Genomic DNA, 4202 nt, shown 5'->3' on the forward strand with positions numbered 1-4202 from the left:
GAAGGAGGCATTGCCTCCTTCGAGGCGAGCCCGGAACGGGAGTATAACCACCTGTTTCTTCGGCAAAGCCGAAAGACAAGTAAACCGGAACCAGCCCGTCTTCATTTATAGACGAAGTTACATCATCCACGCAGTCTTCACATCCCAACAAACCACCACAAAAGGCAACCAATCCCCAAAGCAGGGATAACTTCATTATTTTCACTTTCATATTCTTTATCATTTTATATTAATTATCTTATAATCAATTTCATATTTCAAAGCCGGAACGCCGGAAAACAAACCGTCCCGCCACGTGTACTTTGCGGCACACGAAGCGGGACGGAAAACTAAAATTATTGATGAGAATCAGAAGCAAGCCTATTCTTCCACAAGCCACTTCTCAATATTACGTGTCGTATTACTAAAGTTCACGCCAATCTTAAACAAACGTCGGGCATCCTGTTCGAAAGGGAGCGCATAGCGTTTTTCGTTTATCTGCTGCAAAGCCTCTTCAGCAGTGCCGTCCAGTTTAAACTCGATGATATAGATAAACTTATCTGTCTGCAACACAAGGTCAATACGACCGTCTGAGGTGTGGCGCTCCGCCTTGACATAGAAGCCCAGCAGCTTGTAAAGAATGAAAAGCACATTCTGATAGTGAAGTTCAAGCTCACTCACCAGTTCGTAAGGAGTATCCGCAAAGAAACTCCGAAGACGCTTGAAGAAAGCATCGATATCACCAGCACGCAACTCTTTCACAAACCTTTGTATCTCAAAAGGAGCTTCTACCTTGTTGAAGTGGGTATAAAAGGGAATCAAGAACTTCATGAAGCCTTCTTCCACCTCCTTGTTAGGGAAACCGAGACGATAAAGCCCGAACTCCTTGTCATAGCCCTTTATGGTGAGATACCCACTCTGAAAAATGACAGGAATGGGATCTTCGTCACCATAAATACTATTCAGAACGTCAGCATCGGTCTCCACGTGTGCCATACGTCCCAAATCATAATGATTACGTTTCAACAATTCAACCAGATAAGTGGGGGTACCCGTCTCAAACCAATAATTATTGATCTCCTTATATTTAAAAGCATTCAGCAGACTGAAAGGATTATAGACACCTATGGAATTATGTGTAAAATGATAACCGTCATAATACTCCTTCAGACGGGAGCCAAGGGCTTCATACGTCAGTTCTTGCGCTTCGGCAAATTCGTGTAGTTCCGCTTCCAGAGTATCATGAATTTCCCGTTCACTGACGCCACAAATTTCGACATACTCATTACGCATCGAAATATCGTCCAGATTATTCAAATCGCTGCACACACTTACCTTGCCAAACTTCGTCACTCCCGTCAACATCGCAAATTTGATACAGCCATCCAGAGTTTTCAATACTCCGTAGAATGGTTTCAATACTTCCCGAAATTGTTTTTGAAGTTCCTCATTTCCTATTGCCTGCAACATAGGTTTATCATACTCATCTACAAGAATGGCAACACGTTGTCCTGCCTGCTCATAAGCCAAACGGATGAGGTGATAAAACCGCTCTTCAGGTGCACGATCAGCATACGGACTGTTATAGATTTGCTCCCAAATTTCAAGATTTTTATTCAATTCTTCAAGCAGAGAATTCTTATCTTCATAATTACGGGCATTCAAGTCCAGATGCAACACCGGATACTTTATCCAGTCCTTTTCCAGCTTCTCCATCGCCAATCCGGTAAACAGTTCCTTCTTTCCCTGGAAATATGCTTCCAGGGTAGAGATCAGCAGACTCTTGCCGAAACGGCGCGGACGGCTAAGGAAATAATAGCTTCCCGTCTTCACCATTTGGTATACCAAAGCGGTTTTATCAATATAGAAATAACCATCTTTGCGTATCTTCTCGAAATTCTGAATACCGATAGGATAAATCTTGCCACTCATATACCTTTACTTTTAGATTAAGTACAGCAAAGATACTAATTGTTTTCCGTTATTCCAGCATGTCAAAGAGCGAACTTATAATAGTGTTTCAATTCTATTCCCGTTCCTGAATACAGCGGATTGTATGGGCATCACTCTTATACATAGGGATTGCATCATAGTCACCATCCATAAATAACCTCGCAGCAGAATATCCTTTCGTAGTACTTTCTCCGGTGCAAGACCAAACAGTACACAAGCTACCAATCTGCACAAACGTATTGAAATACCTGCCATATCCCGTAAACCTGAAATAAGAGGTATGTCCGCTACCCTTAGCCTCATAATAAACCAGATAACCTCCATCTTTACTTTTCGTGGCATCATTGCTTACGTTCTTCCCACTAAGTATTATAGCTCCCATATCAGTCTTCGACGCTACTCTCCAACCAGCCGGACAGGGGTCCCAGACAGTTTTGGTATCTCCCCACACGGCACTGCCCATTTCGGTAGTCCATTCAGGCCCTATACCTGTTGTAATACCACCGGTAATTTGACCTTTTTTAGCATAAAAGACTGTCGGATTTTGGCAGACTCCCCGAAGATTCATAAGATCCATTCTACCATCATTCACTACATAGGTAATACCATCCGCTCCATAACGATTCTGCATACCTTCAGGCGGCGTAGATGAGTTTTTATTATCAATCATTACGATTTCTTTTTCCGTATAACTACTTGGAAACGGGTCTTTCCTGCCCCATTGATAATGCAAACCGTTTGCTTTCGACATATCCCGATAGCTGGTCGGAACCATATCCACATACCCTACCATAGCTCCCAGATTCCGATCCATCACGGGCAATACATCAGAATTCCCATAAGTAAAACGTAATTTCCGTTTATTGACAGGTTCTAATATCTGCTCACCTCCTGTACAATCGGGCGTATAGTCAGTGACCCAGATATGCCAACTCCAAATAATATTCCCTGTCCCGTTTTCCCCATCATATGCTGCTATCGCTCCATTACCACCAGTGGTATTTGAAGCCACACGACAATATATACGGCATTGGTTAATGTCATAAGCAGGCCCTGTAAAAGTGTTACCATCCGCAGTTTTTATGTCTACAATGTTGGCATGATCATCTGTAGCATTCATAATCCCCAGTACCGGATCACCCACATCACCGTTTTCTTTTGTCTGCCAAAGCACTCTCACAGATTTAATGCCGGAAGTAGAGCTACACCAACTTTTCAGAGTACTATTGGTTATGGTTGCCCCCTGCTGCTGGTATGCAAACGGATCAAAACAGAAGGCACCACCCGGCTCCACCATAAAACAGTTGGCGGTGGGCACCAGGTTATCGTTGTTTTCAGAAGCAGGAATCGGATCTATATACGTCACACGATTATCCCCTGTGGGGATGCCAATATGCTCGAAATTCACAGTATAGGCATAATCTTTATTACGATACATATTGAAATCCGTTGAAGCTCCCGAACCGATATAAACACGGTAGTCGAGCTTCTTCTTTGCATCAGCATCATTCACCGCTACAAAATTGAAGAAAGTACTACCCACAGGAGCATTCGCTTTAGTTCGTTGGATTTCTGTGGTAGCGGCAGCACTTTCACCGCGTACATTAGCGGGTACCCAACAGGAGTAAGAACCTTCACCTTTCGAGGCATCGTCTTCGGATATGGGTATTGCAAGCGTGGTGAATTGAGAGACGATGGAAGGGTAAGTACCGTCAGTATCCGGCTTGTCTACGATTGCATAATTCATCGGTACACTCTGAATCAATAATTGTTTCAGTTTATATCCTGCCACCTTGTAATTCCATGTCACAGTCAGACGCATAGCCAAACGCTTTAACATCAAGCGTGCATCATAGCTGCCATCCGGACTTTGAATAACCGGAACGCCATTGACCGTAGACACCTTTACATGTTTCAAATGAAGCACATAAGGCATTGCGTTCATGCTATTTGCCACCGAAGGGGTAATCGCATTTATTACTGATGAATTTACAATCATACTTTGTACAGCTTCTAAAGTTTTAGTTTCCAGGGCGGACACGGCAGGCCCACTGCCGCGTGCCACCAATACCAGTTGGCAATCATCAGCCTCCTGCAAAGTGACTTCAAGGCTTTTGCCGATATCCACAGTCCCGTAATCCTTTCCTGTCAAATGATTTCCGCTCGCATCATATTGCCGGATTTCAAGATTGTACAATTTATCAGGAACATCGGTTGACGAACGGGTAGACACACTGGGCAACAGGCTCGCGTTGAAGGCGGCAGTACCG

General features: G+C 43.7%; 3 protein-coding genes. All 3 read right to left on the minus strand.

Features of this window, described 5'->3' with window-relative positions:
- Positions 1-211, minus strand: a 211-nt coding sequence (locus QZ135_RS24585; protein WP_294615730.1) for a hypothetical protein, incomplete at its 3' end; no start/stop codon positions are given.
- A gap of 149 nt (positions 212-360) precedes the next feature.
- Positions 361-1911: an ATP-binding protein gene (locus QZ135_RS24590; protein ID WP_294615731.1), complete on the minus strand. Its 1551-nt coding sequence runs from the start codon at positions 1909-1911 to the stop codon at positions 361-363.
- Between the two features lie 94 nt (positions 1912-2005).
- Positions 2006-4202: DUF4906 domain-containing protein (locus QZ135_RS24595; protein ID WP_365979437.1), on the minus strand; the 2197-nt coding region annotated here is incomplete at its 5' end.

The sequence above is a fragment of the uncultured Bacteroides sp. genome, assembly GCF_905207245.1.
In the GTDB taxonomy this organism is placed as follows: Bacteria; Bacteroidota; Bacteroidia; order Bacteroidales; family Bacteroidaceae; genus Bacteroides.

Bases quoted from the DNA above. Each gene is read 5' to 3' on its own strand.
- QZ135_RS24590 (WP_294615731.1), bottom strand. From the start codon at position 1,911: ATGAGTGGCAAGATTTATCCTATCGGTATTCAGAATTTCGAGAAGATA.